At 66.6% G+C, this 18,471-nt stretch carries 13 protein-coding genes and 2 pseudogenes; 4 read left to right on the top strand and 11 right to left on the bottom strand.

Annotated elements, in window-relative coordinates; all coding sequences use genetic code 11:
* Positions 1–10 precede the first annotated feature (10 nt).
* On the bottom strand, positions 11–1,972 hold the full coding sequence (locus ACZYZ9_RS19185) for a cytochrome c oxidase assembly protein (protein WP_463827857.1): 1,962 nt from the start codon (positions 1,970–1,972) through the stop codon (positions 11–13).
* A gap of 62 nt (positions 1,973–2,034) precedes the next feature.
* Between ACZYZ9_RS19185 and ACZYZ9_RS19180 the strand changes: the two genes are divergently transcribed.
* Complete coding sequence (locus ACZYZ9_RS19180) at positions 2,035–2,652, top strand: DUF5134 domain-containing protein (RefSeq protein WP_463827856.1); 618 nt, start codon at positions 2,035–2,037, stop codon at positions 2,650–2,652.
* Positions 2,653–2,675: 23 nt separating this feature from the next.
* Here ACZYZ9_RS19180 and ACZYZ9_RS19175 read toward each other — a convergent pair whose 3' ends face one another.
* From ACZYZ9_RS19175 to ACZYZ9_RS19150, 6 genes are all read right to left on the bottom strand, one after another.
* Entirely contained in the window at positions 2,676–6,803 is a 4,128-nt protein-coding gene (locus ACZYZ9_RS19175; RefSeq protein ID WP_463827855.1) for an AMP-binding protein, read from the bottom strand.
* The gene (locus ACZYZ9_RS19170; protein WP_463828016.1) at positions 6,790–7,023 is read right to left on the bottom strand and encodes an acyl carrier protein; all 234 of its coding nucleotides are present in this window, start codon (positions 7,021–7,023) and stop codon (positions 6,790–6,792) included. Before ACZYZ9_RS19170 ends, ACZYZ9_RS19175 begins: the two co-directional genes overlap by 14 nt.
* A 4-nt stretch (positions 7,024–7,027) precedes the next feature.
* On the bottom strand, positions 7,028–8,593 hold the full coding sequence (gene fadD10 / locus ACZYZ9_RS19165; RefSeq protein ID WP_463827854.1) for a fatty acid--CoA ligase FadD10: 1,566 nt from the start codon (positions 8,591–8,593) through the stop codon (positions 7,028–7,030).
* A gap of 28 nt (positions 8,594–8,621) precedes the next feature.
* A complete protein-coding gene (locus tag ACZYZ9_RS19160) occupies positions 8,622–9,182 on the bottom strand; it encodes an FcoT family thioesterase (protein ID WP_463827853.1) in 561 nt (186 codons plus the stop codon).
* Positions 9,179–10,048: a (3R)-3-[(carboxymethyl)amino]fatty acid oxygenase/decarboxylase gene (scoE, locus tag ACZYZ9_RS19155; RefSeq protein ID WP_463827852.1), complete on the bottom strand. Its 870-nt coding sequence runs from the start codon at positions 10,046–10,048 to the stop codon at positions 9,179–9,181. The genes ACZYZ9_RS19160 and scoE overlap by 4 nt, the downstream gene beginning before the upstream one ends.
* A gap of 194 nt (positions 10,049–10,242) precedes the next feature.
* Positions 10,243–11,637 carry a PPE domain-containing protein gene (locus tag ACZYZ9_RS19150; RefSeq protein ID WP_463827851.1) on the bottom strand — a complete coding sequence of 465 codons (1,395 nt, stop codon included), beginning with the start codon at positions 11,635–11,637 and terminating at the stop codon, positions 10,243–10,245.
* A gap of 133 nt (positions 11,638–11,770) precedes the next feature.
* Here ACZYZ9_RS19150 and ACZYZ9_RS19145 point away from each other — a divergent pair, with 133 nt between their 5' ends.
* Both ACZYZ9_RS19145 and ACZYZ9_RS19140 read left to right on the top strand, forming a co-directional pair.
* Positions 11,771–12,580, top strand: a complete 810-nt coding sequence (locus ACZYZ9_RS19145; protein WP_463827850.1) for a class I SAM-dependent methyltransferase — start codon at positions 11,771–11,773, stop codon at positions 12,578–12,580.
* Positions 12,581–12,652: 72 nt separating this feature from the next.
* Positions 12,653–12,751: pseudogene (locus tag ACZYZ9_RS19140) on the top strand (zf-HC2 domain-containing protein); the annotation flags it as partial.
* A 513-nt stretch (positions 12,752–13,264) separates the two neighbouring features.
* Here ACZYZ9_RS19140 and ACZYZ9_RS19135 read toward each other — a convergent pair.
* Positions 13,265–15,603, bottom strand: a pseudogene (locus ACZYZ9_RS19135) (heavy metal translocating P-type ATPase).
* A gap of 105 nt (positions 15,604–15,708) precedes the next feature.
* Here ACZYZ9_RS19135 and sigC point away from each other — a divergent pair.
* Positions 15,709–16,275, top strand: coding sequence for an RNA polymerase sigma factor SigC (sigC, locus tag ACZYZ9_RS19130; protein ID WP_463827849.1), 567 nt, complete (start codon positions 15,709–15,711; stop codon positions 16,273–16,275).
* 1 nt (position 16,276) lies between these two features.
* Here the strand turns inward: sigC and ACZYZ9_RS19125 are convergent, their stop codons facing one another.
* The 3 genes from ACZYZ9_RS19125 to ACZYZ9_RS19115 all read right to left on the bottom strand — a co-directional run bounded on the left by ACZYZ9_RS19125 (position 16,277) and on the right by ACZYZ9_RS19115 (position 18,469).
* Complete coding sequence (locus ACZYZ9_RS19125; protein WP_463827848.1) at positions 16,277–17,080, bottom strand: SDR family NAD(P)-dependent oxidoreductase; 804 nt, start codon at positions 17,078–17,080, stop codon at positions 16,277–16,279.
* Between the two features lie 365 nt (positions 17,081–17,445).
* Positions 17,446–17,928 (bottom strand): winged helix-turn-helix transcriptional regulator, encoded by a 483-nt coding sequence (locus ACZYZ9_RS19120; protein ID WP_463827847.1) that lies wholly within the window; start codon positions 17,926–17,928, stop codon positions 17,446–17,448.
* Between the two features lie 25 nt (positions 17,929–17,953).
* Complete coding sequence (locus tag ACZYZ9_RS19115) at positions 17,954–18,469, bottom strand: PaaI family thioesterase (RefSeq protein ID WP_463827846.1); 516 nt, start codon at positions 18,467–18,469, stop codon at positions 17,954–17,956.
* Positions 18,470–18,471 lie beyond the last annotated feature (2 nt).

Raw genomic sequence — 18,471 nt, 5'->3', positions numbered from 1 at the left:
CCTTGTGACATCAGCGGCGCATCCGCGCCAATTCGCGCAGCATGGCGTTGTAGGCCTCCAGGTCGTCGTCGGCGTAGTCGCTGTCGGCGTGCCGGTCACTGCGTGAGGCTACTTTGCGGTCCTGGCGGGCCCACTGCGTCACCAACGCCACGATGACGATGATCACCGGCAATTCCGTGAGGCTCCAGGCAATTCCACCGCCGAGATGCTGGTCGGCCACGATGTCGTGCAGCCACGGCAGGTTGACCGAGCGGTAGAACGTGCTGCCGATCGGCGTGGCCATCGTCATCAGTGCGATTCCGAAGAACGCGTGAAAGGGCATGACAGCGAACAGCAACCCGATACGCCCGGGGTAGGGCAGGCGCCGCGGGCCGGGATCGATGCCGATGATCGCCCAGTAGAAAAGGTAACCGACCAGCAGAAAATGGATCGCCATGAACTCGTGGCCCCAGTGGTAGCGGACCAGCGTGTCGAACAGCGGGGTGAAGTACACCACGAAAGGCGAACCGACGAACAGGACGAACGCCACCACCGGATGCGAGACGAACTTCGTCACCTTGGAGTGCAACAGCCAGGTCAGCCATTCCCGTGGGCCCGGCGCCTCGCCCTCTGCGGCGGCCGGCAGCACCCGCAGCGCCAGCGTCACCGGTCCGCCCAGCACCAGCAACACCGGGATGAACATGTTGAGGATCATGTGTTCGGCCATGTGCATGCTGAACATCGCCGATCCGTAGGCCCGCAGTCCCGAGCTACTGGCGAAAACCAGTGCGGCGCAACCGCTGAGCCAGGCGATCAACCGGCCGACCGGCCACGGGTTGCCGTTGCGCCGCAGCCGCAGGAAGCCGACCGCATACGCGATCGCCAAGACCAGACCGGCCGTTCCGATCAGTCCGTCGAAACGCCAGAAGGTCAGCACCCCGAGGACGGTCGGCGGTCGCGACAGTTCGTAACCCAGGAACACGTCCCAGCCGGTGAAGTGGTGCGTGAGCAGGCGCGGCCCGGTCTGCACCGCCATGGCGGCGATCGCCGCCGTGGCCGCCGTCATGGCCAGCGCGACAAGCGTGCCAACGCCCGCGGAGTTCTGCGGCCGGACGTATCCCCAGCAGTCAGCCAGCAGCACCAACGCGGTCAGGCCGCCCACCACGAGTCCGAGGCGGGCAAAGGTCGAGCCCAGCGTCCAGCCCGGGATCAGCAGGTACAGCAGCACCGCCCCGTAGGTGATGACGAGCCCACCGCAGATCACCCGCAGGCCGCGCACGAAGGGGGTCGGCATTGCCCCGGTCAACGCTGCAACCACCGTCAGCCCGGTCAGTACCGAGACCGCGGCGGCGACGACGAGCACGGTACTGGTCGAATAGTCGTGATCGGGGCCCTGCCCCGCGTTACCGGTCACCGCGGTAGCGACGACCGCGATCAGCGCGGGAACCAACAGCACCACATGGCTGAGCCAACGGGTGCTGATCCGCAGCGTCACCGCGATCGGCAGGGCGCAGACCAGCACGACGATCCAGGCCCGCGCTGTCTCGGACAGCTCGACGGCGTCCATCAGCGCCCCGCTGCCCAGCAGCGCAACCGCATCCACCCCGGTGTCGTGGGCGGCCTGGATGACCACCATCAGCGCGGCCGTGATCGGCCAGAAAAGCGAAACACGCTCTGCCACAAGATGGATGCGGAAGGCAGCGGGATCGAGTAGGCCGTCCGCCTCCGGCCGCGAGGTCACTACGACCAGGATCAGTGCGCCCAGGCACAGCGCACCCAGCATCGACGCGACGAAGTAGCCGACCGGTTCGGCGACGCTGACAAAACCGCCGGGGAACGGGTTGCGGCCTTCGGCGTAGCGGCCCGGCCCGGAGATCCATCCGTAGCCGGCGAGGGCGATTGCGACAACCGCAAACCCGACGGCCAATGCCGCCCTTTGCACGACCGGCGACCGGGCAGGCGGCGTCGTCGCTGCGCTCGGCTCGGTCTGCACCCTTGCAGCTTACGGGCGCACATACAGCCGGTTCGTCGGTGCAACCGCATAGTCTTCGGTGAATGATCGAGGACCTGCCGCTGCGTTGGGCTGTCACCGCCCTTTTCCTGCTCAGCGGTATCGGCTTCGCGCTCGTCCTGGACCGTCGGTCCTGGACGTCGGCGATCAGTCACGTACTACACCTCACGATGGTGATCGCGATGGCAGTGATGGCGTGGCCGCAGGGTCGCCGGTTGCCCGCCACACCGGCTGAGGTCTTTTTCCTGGCTGCGGCGGTGTGGTTCGTGATGACGGCGGTCCTCGCCGCCCGCGTGATCGCGTCCCGGCTCGCGCGGGGTTATCACGCGGTGAAGATGCTGGCGATGGCGTGGATGTACGCCGTGATGGGCGGGCACCTGACGCCCGGGAGTGCCCACGCGGCCCCGGACATGTCGATGCCGGGCATGGAGATGGCCGAGGCCCAGGAATCCACGAGCGAGGCGGCCCACAACTGGATCGGCACCGGCAACTGGGCGTGGGTCGTGGTCTTCTCGGTCGCGGCTCTGGTGTGGGGATACCGGTTCCTCAAGCTGCCACGGCGGCGCGGCAGGCGGTGCTGGCGCAAGCGGTTGGGCAGTGCGGTCCAGGTGATGACGGCTGTCGGCATGGCGATCATGTTCGCCGTGCTTGCCACGGACTGATCCGTTCCGGCTGCGACGAGATCTCACCCCGCCCACGCGTGCGCCAACAGATCCGGGATCGACTGCACCGGCGCGGTGAGTTCGGCAACGGATTGGAGGCCGAGTGCAATGGTCGGGTAGTCCGCCAGATGCTCGGCGTAAGACCGCCCGCCCAATGTCATGCCGAGGGTCAGCCAGCCGTCGACCACCGACCATCTGCGCGGATTCGTCTTCGCCCAATCGCTGCCGTCGAGCCGATACTTCCACGCTGCAACGTCGAGTTCGTCAAGCGCAAATCCGTTGAGCAGCTTGGCATAATCCGTCGCTTCGCCGCGCAACACGGTGATGCCGCGCCCTAACCCGGTGGGCGCTGCCAAGACGCGTCGCAGGATCGCGGACGCCGCGGCGCGTCCGGTGGTGATCTCTTCGGTGAGCGTGAGCGAAGGGTAGGCCTGCACCGCGTGACACGCGTCGGCGACCGAGACCAGGACATCGGCGGAGTCGCGCACCTGATAGTCCTCGCCGAGCACCCGGGGCAACCGAACAACGGTGAAGTCGAGCGTCTCCGGCGCGGCGGCGACGATCAGTTCCGCCAGGGACTTGGCCGCCGCGTACGGATACGGCGCTGTGCGGGGATCGGTGACCCGCGGCGCCGTGACATCCGCGTCAACGACGAAGGTGGACAAGTGCACCAGTTTGGTGTTGCGCTCGGCGCACACCCCGATCAGTGCGGAGACCAAATCGACGTTGGCCGTGCGTAATTCGCGATAGGGCACCAGCACATTGGTATTGCCGATGCAATTGATGACGGTCCCGGCATCGCTGTCGCGCAACAGCGCGTCCAGTTCCGCCGCACCGAAGTTCGGCGGGAGTTGTTGTATCCGTACCCCGTCCAGGGTCCGCAGCGCACCCCAGGGACCGGCTGCGGGGAGGTCCGACCTGGCGGCCAAAACTATGTCGGGACAGTGCACTCCGGACTTCTTGAGGTCCAGGATTGCGCCGGCGAATCCGGTTCCGAGGATGCCCGATGCGCCCAGTACGACGAGGGCCGCACCGGAGCCGGTCCCCGCGCGCACCGGGTTCACCGGTCGCGTCAGCACGGCGAGATCGTGCTCGATCTCGGTGGCCGTGTCGGCGTCCATCCAGGACCCGACCGGGGCTGTGTCGGCAACCAGGTTGGCGGCGGTATCGGCACTGATCAGATCGAATATGGAGACCTGTCGGCCCAGGAACTGCCGGCTGTCCGGCAGGATCCGGATCAGGTCCAACGATCCGATGCCCTCGTCGAGCAACGACGAGTCCGCCTGAATGACAGTGCCGAGCCGCCGGCTCCAGACCTGCGCCAGGGCGGTGGCCCTGTCGTCGGCCTCGGCATCGTCGCGCGCCGCACCCGCGAATTGTGGCAGTGCGCGCAGGTGGTCGCTGTCCACCTTGCCGTTCGGCTTGCGTGGGATCGTCGGCACGCCGACAACGAAGAACGAGGAGACCCCCGCGTTCAGCAGGATCAGCCGGATGCGCGCCGCCGCGGCGGCGTCTTCTGCCGCCTCGCGGGTTCGCAAGGTTTCGAACCACACCCCGAGACTGCCGTCGTGCAGCTCGACGGCGACATCGGAGACCGCGGGGTCTTCGGAGATGCGCCTGGTCACGTCCGCGATGTCGACCCGCTTGCCCGCGATTTTGACGACGGCGTCCTTACGGCCGGCGAACAGCGGAAAGCCGTCACCGTCCAGGGTCACCCGGTCGGCGGTGGCGAACGCCCGAAGTTGCGTGCCGTCGTCGGTGGTCACGGTGCCGAAGCTGCGATCCGCTGTCCCGAGATAACCGGCGGAGACCAGGTCACCGACGACGACGATTTCACCGAACCCGACGACGACGGTGTTCGGCACCATCGGCCGGCCCACCCTGAGCCGGGCACCGCCCGGCACGTCGGCAGCATCCGGCAGATAGGTCACCACCACGGTGGTCTCGGTCGGCCCATAGGTCGATACCAGCGAGATCCGTTGTGCTGTACCCGAATCGATCCACTTGTCGACGGCGACGGGTCGGACGGCTTCACCGCCGATGACAATTTGGCGCAGGCCTGAATCACGCATCGCGTCAAGTGCGTCGCGATCCTCACACAACAGATGCCAGACGGCAGTCGGCAGGTCGACGACGGTCGCCGCCCGGTCCACGAATTCTCTTGTGAGCGCTGGGAAATCGCCGGTCTTCATCGCTGTGGTGCGGACCAGCCGCGCTCCGCAGCGGACCGCACCGAAGATCTCCTCGACGCTGATGTCCGACGTCAACGGTGCGCATTGCAGCACCGTGTCCGACCGCCCCCACCCGTAAGCATGCGTGACGGCATCACAGAACAACGCCAGCGAGCCGTGGTCGACCCGGACGAGCTTGGGTTGGCCGGTGGATCCCGATGTCGGCATGATGTATGCCGGTTTCGTGGCGAGTGAATTGTCCTGGACCACGTGTGCAATGCGTTCATCAGCCCGCGCGCGCGCTGACTCACTTACGACTTCGGGAAAACTGATATCGGACACGTCCAGGGCATGGGCGGCCAGACCAGCACCGTGCTCGGCGATCGCGCCGGCGCGCAGCCCGACCTGGTCCGCGGAGTCGCAGACGCTGTAGGCGTAACCGGCGAGGTGGCAGGCGATCAACAGATCGATCGTCTGGTCGGTGTCGTCGTCGGTGAACACCATGACGTCGCCGGGTCTACCGATGTGCTGCGTCAACCACGCCACCCAGCGGTACACCGTTGGGCGTCTGTCGAGCAGGTCTCGGACGTCGACACCTGCGAACCACGCCGGTGTCGACGGTCGCGGCATCTGGGCCGAATCACTGTGGCGCAGTGCGCCGTCCGGGCCGGCCACCAGCCATTCGCCGACCGTCATGGCCAGGGGCTGTTCCCACCGGGTCGGCATCGCCGCCAGTGCCGCACCGATCCGTTCTGCGATGCCCGTCTTCGACTCCGGCAGATCGGCCCTGTCCCAGATCGCCAAGTGCAGGGTGCGCTGTTGCTCGTCCAGCACGCTCGCCACCGTCATGCCCTCGACTGGGCCGATGTCCGTCGCTACGGGAGCCTCCAGCAGGAACGGCCGCAACTCGGGCGCGCACGTCTCGCGGATGAAGTTCAGCGTCAGCGCCTCGATGTGGGACGTGCGGTTGATCGCCAGATACATTCGGCGGTAATGCTCTTCCCGAAGCCAGCGGCGCCGCACAGCTTTGACATAGCCTCGGTCCAGGGTTCGGACCACGTCGTGCACCGACGCGAAGGGGGAGAATCGGGCGGAATGTGCGACCGAATTGACCAGACACGTCGCGACATTCAGCGTCGGGTCGCCGAATCGGTTGTCGACGGCGTGGACCAGCAGACACTCGGTACTTTGCCGAATGCTGGCATCCACTGCCACCGCCGCCGCGGACACCAGCACGTTCAGCGGTATCTGCTGGTCCTCGGACAGGGCGAGGATTGCGTCAAACGCGCTGCCGGACAACGTCACCGATTCGCGTAGGACACCTTTGGCGGCCGTCGCGGGCGCCGTCCCCGCACCCTGTCCGTGCGCACCCAGCCGCGCTTCGTCGGCGAGCTCGCGCTGCACCCCGGCGGCAGTCCGCTGCAACGACTCTTCGACTTTGGCTCGCTCCCGCCGGTGAGCCTCGACCAGTTTCGCCAAGCCCGCAGAAACACCGGGCTTTTCGATGATGTCCACGGCGGTGAGATGGCGCGCCAGGGCAGCTTCGATCAGCCCGGTTCCGCCACCATCGACCACGATGTGATGGCTGCTCACCGACATTCCGGTGACCGAGCCGTCCTCATCGGTCCACACGGTGTAACGGATCAGCGGCACACCGAGGATGCCGGAGGACCAACTGCCCACCAGCTCGTCGTCCGGCGGGCCCGGGGCACCCGGGCGCACCCGGACGATGTCGTCGAATGCCAAGCGCAGTACGAGTTGCGGATAATCTTGGTCGGTCGCAGCCGGTTCAAGCACGCAGAGCTGCACCGGGTTCTCCAGCACCGAGGCTTCCAGTGCGCTGAGAAACCGGGACAGATCCAGCGGGCGGAACCGGTACTTCTTACCGATCAGGTACAGCTCCGGGTCGTTGTCCTGCAGCACCCCGTGGTAGAGGTTCTGTTGCGACCGGCTCAGTGGAACCGGTTCAGACGGACTCACTCGCGCACTCCAGTTCGCGCACCCAGGCCGCGATCGACAGATTGTCCGCCAGCCGGGACGGCATGTCGGATTCCCGGTCCACCCCAAGCTGTTTCATCAACAGGACGAACCGGACGGAGTCCAATCCCAGGTCCCGGAGATCGGTGGCGTCGCCGTCGGTCAGGTCTTCCTCGTCGATGTACAGCACGTCGCAGACAGCCGCCAGGACCGTGTCCCGCAGATTCTCAGCCACCGGTACCCACTCCCCCCACCGTTCCCGCCAGCGAGGCCCGCATGACCTTGCCGGACTGGGTGCGCGGAATCTCCGCGACGATCACGATCGACGACGGTCGCGCCGCCGACTCGGACTCGCCCCGGAAATGCGCCGCGACCGCCTGCTTGAGCTTGCGGGCCTCGGCGTCGTCAAGACGCTTCGACGGGACGACGGCCAAACCGACCAGTGCCCCGAATTCGGGGTCCGGGATTTCGTAGCACGCGGCCTCGCGCACACCCGGCACGCGTTCGGCGATTCGATCCACCTCGTCCGGCGCGATGTTCACGCCGCCGGAGATGAACATCTCCGACGATCTGCCTTTGATATAGAAGAAGCCGTCGTCGTGCCGCTCCAGCAGGTCGCCGGTGTTGACCCAGCCGTCGACCAGTACCTCCTGGGTACGGACGGGATTGTTCCAGTACCCCAACATGTTTGCCGGCGACTTGATCCACAGCGTCCCGAACGAGGCAGACGGTGCCGCGTCCGGGTCCGTGGGGGCGCCGCCGTCCGGGCCGGCGAGGTAGAACTCGACACCGGGGTAGGGACGTCCCACCGCGCCCGCCTCGATCTTGGCAATCGAATTCTCATCGGTCGGCAAACACAAAGCGGTGCAGCCTGTTTCACTCAATCCGTAGACCTGGGCGGTGCGCACTCCGGTCGCTTCGATGAAGCGCACATCAGCCGCGATCGCCCGCGACCCGCCATATCCGACCAGCCGCAGCGACGGAACCTTCCCGTCACTGGATTTCAGTTCAGCAACCAGTTTCGAGAGCAGGGTCGGCACCAGGCAGGTCGTCGCGACCTCGTTGGTGTTCAGAATCTCCATCAGAGAGGTCGTGTTCTCACCGCCGGTGATGCAGGTTCCACCGCGCATCAGGCAGGTGAAGATCCACCACAGTCCGCCGATGTGTGTCGCCGGCAGCGGTGAATAGGTGGTTTCGCCGTCCACCCAGGTAACCCAGTTCAACCCCGTTTCCCGCAGGATGTCCGGGATGGCGAAAAAGGTGCGGTTGGCCAGCAGGACGGCTTTCGGCTCGCCCGTCGTGCCGCTGGTGAAGATCATCGCCAACGGAGTCTGCGCGCCCTGCCGGTCAGGCTTGGCATCGTCGACGTTGTCGATGCTCTGACCCGTAGCCGCGAAATCGACGGCGATCGCCGGTATCGAAGCCGGCAGGGCGGCCGATCCGATCCTGCTGGCGGGCGCGACGAGAATCGCCTCCGGGCTGGTGATCTCGGCGAACCGCGCGATGGTTGCCGGCGGCAGGTTGCCGTCGGCCATGACCGCGATCGCCCCGAGCCGGGCGCAGGCCAGCACCGACAGATAGGTCTCGGGACCGTTGTCGGAGATGACGAGCACCCGGGAGCCCTGCGTCACCGAGTGCGCTCGCAACCCTGCGGCGAGCCGCTCTACTTCCCTGACGAGTTCCCCATACCGCAGCGCGCTGCCGCCGTCGCAGCGGCGCAGGGCAATTGCCTCGGGCCGCTGCTGCGCTTGGGCAACCACGCGCTCCAGCACGGTGGGTGGTAAGTGCGACATGACTGTGCAGCTTTTCCTTCCAGCGGGTTCAGGGGATGTTGAGCGCGGCCAGTTCGACCTCCGCGGTCGCGGCTCCGCCGAACTCGTCCCAGAACTCGATGGTGCAGGGAACCGAAAGATAGCGCATCGATCGTTCCATGACCTGGAAGTTCTGGCACAGCAATCGCGCGGAGAACTTCTGCGCGTGGATCATCCGCTTGAACCGCGACGAGGTGTTCTTGATCAGCATGCTGGGCAGCTGCAGGCTCAAGAAATCCGCGATCGACCAACCCCGCAGTGGCGGAATTTGCTCATGCAACACTGCCGGCGCGAAAGCGCTGTATGCGAGCTGATTGAAGCAGATGATGAGTTCGACCGCGTTGAAATGCCCCGTGCTGCGAATGTACGCCGGGTCGCTGATGCTGAAATTTCCGTACGCCAGAACCGAATCTTCGGTCGCCTTGTAGCTGGCGTCGATCAAATAGCGGCACCCTTTGTAGGCATACGGCTCGAGCACTTGCTCAAGCAATTTCTCGTCGATCGGTTCCGTATCGCTGATGTCGGTGAATTCAGTCGTCCGGGTGTACGGGGACAAAGTGATGGTGGTCATGCTGGATATCCTGGTGTGATAAGGCCGTCCAACATGGTCAGACGGTGAGTGGTCAAATGTCCCGCGGCGGTACCGTGTTTCGCCCGGTGCATGAGCACGCGGTTGTCCCACAAAATGATGTCGCCGACTTCGTAATGCTGGGTGTGGATGAATGGCGATTCGTATTCGGCGTCGAGCTGCCCCGTCGCCTCCATGAGTTCCTGCAGCACCGCCGGGTCGAGGACATTCCCCTCTGTGTCCTCGATCTTGGTGGTGCCGGTCGCGCAGATGTACAGAATCTCCTGGCCGGTGTGCGGGTGCCTGATCACCGTCGGCCACTTGATCGGCGGCGTGGTGCGGTTGATCTCGTCCCAGACTTCGCCGATCGGCTTGTAGACGTCGCTGGGACGAATCTTGATGTGGCGCCTGGGATCGTGCGTGCTGAGTGTGCCGCGGACCGCGTCCTGCTTGGTGGCCGGCAGCGACTCCCACACTCGGTTGAGATCGATGAAATAGGTTCCGCGATCGTGCCCGGGCACCGTCAGCGGCAGCACCATCGAAAAGGCGAACGGCTCCGGCATGAACATGTAGTCGATGTGCCAGAACGCGCCGGTTTTCGGGACCCCTTGGCCTTGCTCCGTGGACGACACAAAGATCTCGTGGTGGTCCTTGTGGTGGTAGACCGGCTCGTAATAGGGAACGATTTCTCCGATCAGCCGGCCGAGGTTGATGAATTCTTCCGGTGTCGGGTGCACATCTTTCAGAACGACGAGCTTGTTCGTGTAGACGATATTGCGGAGTTCTTCGGTGGTGATATGGTCCAGATTCGAGGGATCCAGTCCGGTGACTTGCGCACCGAGCCCCTCACCTTTGACGTTGAGCGTCATTGACGATTTTCCTTTGTTGATTTCGGTTTGGCTGTGTCGTGTCGGGGCCGGCAGCGCGCCTGAACACGTATTGCGCTAATTTGGACCAGCGTGCACCAACCTCCTTGGCTTCGATGTGATTTCTCGAGACTGCCAGTGCGCGCTCCGCGTATTCTCAAAGCATTCTTGGCGGATTCTTGGAGTTGTGGTCGGCATTATCGGCGTCCCGCCGCGCTGTAGGTGTCGTCCGGCCACGTGGTGGGCACCAACGGGACGCCGGTGTTGTCGGCTGCTTGTCGCACCAGTCCGGCCGGGCTGGTGGCGGCCGTCGGCAACGTGCCGGTGAAGCCGAGCGGACCCGCCCCCTGCCCACTGGTGCTCGATTCCGGTTCAGCGTCGTCGGCGACGACTTCCAGGTCGGCAGTGAGGAATTCGTCCCGGTATCCGCGTACTCCGGTCTTGCTGCGTCGGTGCCGACTGATTCGCCCGGTGGCGGGGGCCGGTCGAGTTGGCGCTGCAGCCCCGACGCTGTCGGCCATGTCGTCGGGGGATTTGGCACCGGCTTTGGGCCCTGAACTCACCCCGGGCGGCGCCGACGCCGCGACGGCGTAACCGATGCCGGCGGCCGGCGGTGCACTGCCGGCCGGAGCGGACGTGGGTGCACTGGATACCGGACTGCTGGCCGGTGCGCTAGCGCCGGCGACGGCCGCGCCGACCGGTGCGACAGCAGCCGGCAGGTCTGCGGCGACGTGCTGGCCGACGCTGGGCACCGCGGGAACAGCAGACAACCCGGCCGCCGGCCACCCGTTGAGCCACTGCGCCAACACATTCAGGGCCCCCAGCGCACTGAGCGCCGGGGTGAAGAAGGGCAGCAGCAATAGCGCATAGGACGCGTAGTACGGGTACCAGAGGATGTCGTACAACAGCAGGGCGATGACTGCCAGCACGACGGTAGCCCCCGGACTGAACCCGAACTGCTGGAAGAAGTTCAAGAAATAGGTGTACGGGTCGGCCATCAAATCTGCCAGCTCGCTGAAGAACTGGGAGATCGAGCCCAACCCGTCCCACGGCGCGCCGAGCGCTTCCGCGCCGCTGGTGCGAATGGGCGGTGCCGGTGCGGTGGTGGGGGTCGCGGCCATCGCGGTTTCGGTGATGGTCTGGTAGACCGCCATGGTGTCGGCAGCCTGAATCCACATCCGGACGTAATCGGCTTCGTTGACGGCGATGGGAATGGTGTTGATACCGAAGAAGTTGGTGGCCAGCAGCACGCCGTGCACCGTGTGGTTGGCGGCCAGTTCCACCAGGGTGGGCATGGTGGCTAGGGCGCTGCTGTAGGCCGCGGCCGCTGCGTCGTGTTGCGTGGCGGACGCCGCACTGTCGGCCGCGGCTTGCTCCAACCAGGCGAGGTAGGGGCCGTGTGCGGCCACATATGTGGCCGCACTACTGCCCTGCCAGCTGTCCTGGACCTCGGCGAGCAGCTGGCTCAACTCGGCTGCGGTATTGCTGTACTGGATGCTGAGCCCCTGCCACTGGGCTGCGGCGGCCAGCAGCGAACCCGGGCCCGGCCCGGCGCTCAACAGGGCCGCATGCACCTCCGGAGGCATCGCCATCCATATCGGGCCGGTCAGGCGTCCACCTCCTTCTCGCGCGTGTCGGAGGTGTAGTCGTTGTGGGCCGGCGGAAAGTTCCCGCGGCGCTCAATTGGAGCAGGACCCTCGTGCGCAGGTCAGTACAGTCAGATCCATGCCAGTCGTCGACGGCCGTCACCTCGACGGGATCTCCGAGACCGCACTCATCACGCTGCATCAGCGAGCGAGTGAGGCCGCCCGGCCCGACGGCATCATCGACGACCCGATGGCGATCGAGCTGCGGGACAGCATCGACTACGACTACGAGAACTTCGGCCGTACCCATCAAGCCACTGCGTTGCGCGCCGTGGCATTCGACGATGTTTCACGCCAATTCCTGGCCGCGCATCCGCGCGCCACCGTCGTCGCACTGGCAGAGGGACTGCAAACGAGCTTCTGGCGTCTCGACAACGGCGAACTGAACTGGATCTCGGTGGACCTGGAGCCGATCGTGCAGTTGCGCCGGCAACTGCTGCCCGCCTGCGACCGGCTGCGGTACTGTGCTCAGTCCGCGCTCGACCACTCCTGGATGGATCAGGTCGGCGACACCGACGGTGTGCTGATCACCGCCGAGGGATTGTTCCAGTATCTCGACCGCGACGCGGTGTTTGCCCTGATTGCGGCGTGCGCCCACCGTTTTCCCGGTGGCCGGCTGGTTTTCGACAGCATCCCGTGGTTGCTGAGCGTGTATTCGCGGCGGCGGGGGTTCAAGCTCAGCAAGTACTACACGGCGCCGCCGATGCCGTTCTGGTTCACTGCCGACAACTACGACGACTTGCGCGCGGTGGCCGGTGTCCGCTCGGTGCGTGAGTTGCCGGCGCCCCCGGGGCGGGGCAGGCTGCTGCGGAGCGTCGTCCCGCTGGCTTACCGGCTGTCTGCGCTGCGCCGCTTGCGGGCTCCGACCACACTCGTCGAATTCGGTTGACCGGTTTGACTACCGGCGGAAAAGTACGGGTGCACCGGGAATTATTCGCCGCCGTTGCGCGACTATAGAAACATGGATTGCGAGGTGGCCCGCGAAGCCTTGTCGGCTCGCATCGACGGGGAGCGGGAGCCGGTACCTTCGGCGCGCGTCGACGAGCACCTGGGCGAGTGCGCTGCCTGTCGAGCCTGGTACGAGCAGGCAGGCGACCAGGCCGAACTGCTGCGGCGCCTGGTCCAGTCCCGGCCGGTGATCACACCACTGGGCCCGTTCGGGCCCGACCGCATCCCCCGGCCCCGACGGGCCCGAATGGCTTGGCAGCGTTGGGCTTTGCTCAGTGTCGGCCTGGTTCAGCTGATCCTGGCCGTCGCACAGGCCCTGGGCCTGAGTGTCGGATTGGGTCACGATCACGGTGGCAACCCGGGCAGCCACCTGGTCAACGAGTCGACGTCGTGGTCGGTCGCACTTGCGGTTTCGATGATGGGTGCGGCGTTGTGGCCGCGTGCCGCTGCCGGTCTCGCCGGCGTGCTGACGGTGTTCGTCGGTGTGCTGACCGGCTATGTGGTGGCCGACGCCCTGTCCGGTGCCGTCACCGCCGCGCGGATGCTGACCCACGGTCCGGTGCTTCTTGGCGCCGTCCTCGCGATCATGGTGTGGCGAAGCCACCAGACTCCCCGGCCGGCGCCATCAGATATCGCAACAGAGCCGGAGATTGTGTTGCCCGACAACGCATCTCGCGGCCGCCGGCGCGGTCACCTGTGGCCGACGGACGGGGCGGCCTAGCCTTTCGGTCGGCGGCCCACGCCGAAGTTGCGCAGCCGCAGGCTGTTTGACACCACGAAGAACGACGAGAACGCCATCGCTCCCCCGGCGATCAGCGGGTTGAGCAGCCCGGCCGCGGCGATCGGGATCGCGGCGATGTTGTAGCCGAACGCCCAGATCATGTTGACTCTGATGGTGCGCATCGTCGCCGCAGCCAGATCCAGCGCCAAGGGCACCACTTCGAGGTCGTCGCGCACCAAGATGACGTCAGCCGCACCGATCGCGACGTCGGTGCCACGTCCCATCGCCATACCCAGATCGGCGCACGCCAGTGCCGGTCCGTCGTTGATGCCGTCGCCCACCATGGCCACCACGTGCCCGCGCTCACGCAGCTGCTCGATCACGTCGACCTTGCCTTCGGGCAGGATGTCGGCGATCACCTCGTCCAGGCCGACGCGAGCGGCCACCGCGGCCGCTGCTGCCGGGTTGTCTCCGGTCAACAACACCGTCCGATAGCCCCGCTCGTGCAGGGTGGCGACCGCGCCGGCCGCCGAGTCCTTGACGGTGTCACCCACCGCGATGACACCGCAGGGCACACCGTCGACTTCGACGAGAACCGCTGTCTCGCCCCGTGATTCGGCGCTGCGCCGAGCCGCGGTGAGGACGGTTTCCGGTCCCGGGGCGCCGATCCACGACGGTTTGCCGACTCGCACTTTGCGGCCGGCCACACTGCCGCTGACGCCACGACCGGGCACCGCACGGAAGTCGCTGACCGGTTGAAGTTGGGCTGCCGATGCCGCGATCGCCAGCCCGACCGCGTGTTCGGACGCTGCCTCCACTGCCGCCGCCAGCTCGCGTACCTCGTCGGCGTCCCAGCCCGGCGCCACGGTCACCGCGCCGACCGTCAAGTGGCCCGTCGTCAACGTGCCGGTCTTGTCGAATACGACTGTGTCGACAGCGCGGCTGGCCTCCAACGACTGGTGGCCCTTGATGAAGATGCCGAGTTGGGCGCCACGACCGGACGCCACCATCATCGCTGTCGGGGTGGCCAGGCCCAGCGCACACGGGCAGGCGATGACCAGCACGGCCAGGGTGGCTGAGAAAGCCTGATCGAGCCGTCCGCCAGTGATCAGCCAACCAGCGGCGGTCAGGGCCGCGATCGCGAACACGCACGGCACGAACACCGAGGCGATCCGGTCGGCGAGTCGTTGCGCCTCGGCCTTCTGCGCCTGCGCCTGTTCGACCAACCGGACCATGCCGGCGAACTGGGTATCGGCGCCCACCGCAGCCGCCTCCACGATCAGCCTTCCGTCGAGCACCGTCGTGCCGCCGACGACCTGCGATCCGGGACGCGCCCGCACCGGTTTGGCCTCGCCGGTCATCGCGCTGATGTCCACCGCGGCGGACCCTTCGACGACGAGTCCGTCGGCGGCGATCGTCTGACCGGGGCGGACAACGAAGCGCTGCTGCTCTTGCAGCTCGTCTGCGGGAATGACCGATTCCGACCCGTCAGCCTGCAGCACCGCTACATCCTTGGCGCTGAGCGCGGCCAGCGCCCGCAGGGCGCCGCCGGCCCGCGACTTCGCCCGGGCTTCGAAGTAGCGGCCCGCCAATACAAACACCGTCACGCCTGCGGCGACTTCGAAGTAGATCGCGTCACTGCCCAGCAGTGCCTGCCAGACACCCCGCCGCTCGGTGGTCGGGTGGACGCTGAAGACGGTATAGAACGACCAGATGGTGGCGGCCGTGATGCCCACGGAGATCAACGTCTCCATCGACGCGCCGCCGTGCATCGCGTTGCGCAGCGCGATGCGGTGGAACGGCCACGCCGCCCACAGCACCACCGGCAGGGCCAACCCGGTCAGCACCCACTCCCAGCCGGTGAAACGGGAGCTGGGCAGTACCGCGAACAACACCGACAGGTGCGCCAGCGGGACAAAGCACACGGCGGCGACCGCCAACCGGATGAACAGATATCGCGCACGGTCGGCCTCGGGGTCGCTGCCGAGGTCACCGCCGCGGCGCACCTCGGCGTCATACCCCGCAGCGCGGACCGCCTCGCACAGCTGGTCAGCCGTGACGTTCTCACCGGATTCGACGGTCGCGACCCGGGTCGCGAAGTTGACCGAGGCACGCACGCCGGGCAGTTTGTTCAGAGTCGATTTCACTCGGTGAGCGCAGGCGACGCACGACATCCCGGTGATGTCGAGTCGGACGACCTCGAGCTCTGGGTGCGCCTCAGTGGGGGCGGTCGTCGCCGTCATCGTGGGTCCTCATCTCGTGAAAATCCGTTCCGACTAGATCAGTCGTAGCAACCAGCCCGCTAGTTCCCACCTCGTCGTGGAAGTTATGCCCTATTCTCAACATCCGTGGCGACAGGTGGCGACGACGACCAGATCACCCAGCTCGCCAAGTGCGCCGGACGAGGCGACCAGGCCGCGCTCACGCAGTTCATCCAGGCCACCCAGCGCGACGTGTGGCGGATGGTCGCTTATCTCACCGATCCCGCCAGCGCCGACGATCTGACGCAGGAGACGTTCCTGCGGGCGATCGGCGCGCTGCCGCGCTTCGCCGGGCGTTCCACCGCCCGCACCTGGTTGCTGTCGATCGCGCGTCGCGTCGTGGTCGATCAGATCCGGCACAACACGAGCCGGCCGCGCACCACTCACGTGGTCGATCTCGACACGGCGCTCGCCGCCGGCCAGGCGGCGGGCCCGCGCGGCAACCGGATCGAGAACATGGTGGAGATCCGGATATTGATCGACGGACTCGACCCCAAACGGCGCGAGGCCCTGGTGCTGACCCAGATCCTCGGGCTGTCCTACGACGAAGCAGCCGAGGTGGCCGGGTGTCCGGTCGGTACCGTCCGCTCCCGGGTGGCCCGGGCGCGCGACGATCTGCTGCGCGCCGCCAGCGAGAGCGACCGCACCGGCTAGTTCAGCGCTTGAGCGCAGGATGACTGCGGGTGAGCAGCGGCAGCATCCACTCCGGTGGTGCGATCCGGAACAGTCCGGACGAGATCCGGTTGACCAGACCCGGTACGACGACGGCCTTGCCGGCGGCCAGCCCGTCGATTCCGGCCTGCGCCACCTTATCGGCCGGGACCCACATCACCCGAGGTAACGCCGCGTCGGCCTCTTCCTTGGAGAATCCGGCCGCTTCGCCGAAGCCGGTGTCCACCGGGCCGGGGCACAGCGCCGTCACCGAGACGCCGGTGCCCGTCAATTCACCCCGCAGGCTGTGGGAGTAGGACAGCACGAACGCCTTGGCCGCGCCGTAGGCTGCTTGCCCCGGCAGCGGCCCGAACGCGGCCACCGAGGCCACGTTGAGGATGGCGCCGCGATGGCGGTCCACCATGCCCGGCAGGAACCGGCTGCACAGGTCGACGACAGCGGCGACGTCGACCTCGACCAGGTTGAGTTCCTGCTCGGGGTCGGATTTCGCGACGACGCCCGTGGTGGACAGCCCGGCGTTGTTGATCAGGATGTCAGGGGTCAGGCCGAGGGCGGTGACGCGGTCCAGCAGGCTAGCCCGGTCGGTGCGATCGGACAGGTCGGCGGGCAGTGGATGCGCCGATGCGCCCAATCGGGCGGCGATCTCTTCGAGGCGGTCGGCGCTGCGCGCCACCAACACCACCTGATAGCCGCGTTTCGACAGGATCTGGGCGAGCTGCTCGCCGATACCCGACGAGGCACCGGTGACGATCGCGGCGCGGTCCTTACCGGCTGGTGGGAGGGCCATCTGCTGACCGTACCCGGTATCTCAGCAGCGCTCGGCGCCCCGCTCCATCAAGCGGAAAGCGCTGGCCGACCGGCTCGGTTGGCTGCGCCGCACGGCGTGCCACGCGTGGCAGGCCCGCGCCTTGATGGGTGCGACGATGTCAGCGCCACTGGGGCCCGGATTCATCCAGTTGTGTAGTGCTGTCACGGCAGTGGTCCCTCGTCAGTGCGACTCGTGTTGTCCTCGGCGAGTGCCGGGTCGGTGCGGCGGATGAGTCACTTGTTGAATTGCAGTCTGTCCCCTTTACATCATGGCCGCCCTCAGGTGAACAACGAGAGAACCGGCTGTGTGGGATCCGGCACAACTGCGCGGGGCGGGCCGCGACGTCACACCATGCGGCTTCCGCGCTTCGCAATGCGCACTGTCGTGTCAGCCAACGAAACGTCGTGACCCGCTGTACACCGGACGTGCGGTGCCACGGCCGCACCGCAGCCGTCGTGGACGAGCTCCATCGCACCGGCCTCGCCCTGCAGCAGTCTGCCGAATTCGATCAGGCTGACGAGCACCGGGAACAGGGCGCGGCCACGCTCGGTAAGCACGTATTCGTAACGGGTGCGCTGGCCCGGCTGTTGATAGGGCCGCTTTTCCAGCAGGCCCGCGTCGACGAGTTGGCGCAGCCGTTTGGCCGCGATCTGTTCGGTCACCCCGGCGCGGCGCGCCAGATCGTCGAAGCGCCGTTCACCGAAGAACGCCTCCCGTAGCAACACCATCGCTGAACGGGTGCCGATCAGCTGCAGCGCGTGTTCCATCGGGCACCAGTCCGCCGCCGCCCAACGGTCCCGATCAGCTAGCTGGCCCGCTAAGTTCATGTCTGTCCTGTTGTGCTGCAATCGATTACGGATGGATGATCAGACAGTTGCTGGTCGCCGTGGCCAACAGCTTGCCGGTGCCGCTGGTCAGCACCGCTTCGGCGAGCGCGGTACGGCGGCCGAGGTGTTTGACGGTTCCGGTGGCCCGCACCGGTCCGGTGTCGACGCTGATGGCGCCGATGAAGCGCACCGACAGATCGAGGCTGGTGTAGGCGACGCCGGCCGGCAGCATGCTGTGGACCGCACAGGCGGCGGCCGAGTCCAGCAGCGTGCAATACATGCCACCGTGGACGGAACCGATCGGGTTGTAGTGGAATTCGGCCGGCGTCATGGTGAAGACGGCGGTCCCTTCTGAGACAGCCTCCAGTTGCGCACCGATCGTCGTCATCACCGGCGGCGGCGCCACTTCGCCGTCGACCATGGCCTTGAGGAAGTCCAGCCCGCTGCGGTTGCGCGCCGCGTTGGCCGGCTCCAGCGGATCGGCCCATTCGATGGTCCGGGTTCGCCCGGCTCGTCGGGTATCGCAGGTTGTCTCGGTCACAG

It is taken from the genome of Mycobacterium sp. IDUB_28 (assembly GCF_055419285.1).
The sequence above is the reverse complement of the archived record's forward strand: the minus strand, read 5'-3'. Positions and strand labels throughout refer to the sequence as shown.